General features: G+C 70.2%; 1 protein-coding gene and 1 pseudogene. Both read left to right on the top strand.

What is annotated here, in order from left to right; genetic code table 11:
* Positions 1-194 (top strand): M24 family metallopeptidase (locus tag DSP71_RS22985; RefSeq protein WP_258546227.1); only part of this gene is annotated, 194 nt, incomplete at its 5' end.
* 9 nt (positions 195-203) lie between these two features.
* Positions 204-419: pseudogene (locus DSP71_RS02680) on the top strand (hypothetical protein); the annotation flags it as partial.

Below are 419 nucleotides of genomic sequence, written 5' to 3'. Positions count from 1 at the left end.
GCATGGTGTTCACGATCGAGCCGGGGCTGTACTTCCAGATCGACGATCTCACCGTGCCCGCCGAGCTCCGCGGCATCGGCGTGCGCATCGAGGACGACATCGTGATGACCGAGGACGGTCCGGTGAACCTCTCGGCCGGCATCCCGCGCACGGCCGACGAGGTCGAGGCGTGGATCGCACGCCTGCAGAGCTGACCTCGTCGGATGCATGAAGGGGAACTCGCGCTCGACACGGCGGCGGCGGCACGCCTGATCGCCCGGCGGTTCCCCGAACTGCGCGGAGAGCCGGTGCGAGCCGTGCCTCTCACGGGGACCGTGAACAGGATCATCCGCGTGGGCGGGGAACACGTCGCCCGGTTCCCGCTACTCGGGGCGACGGAGACCGAGCTCGCGGGCGAGGCCGCCGCTCTCGACGAGTTC

Origin of the sequence: Microbacterium sp. H6, assembly GCF_003314775.1 — a bacterium.
Classification (GTDB): Bacteria; Actinomycetota; Actinomycetes; order Actinomycetales; family Microbacteriaceae; genus Microbacterium; species Microbacterium oxydans.
This window is presented reverse-complemented; position numbering and strand designations above follow the sequence as displayed.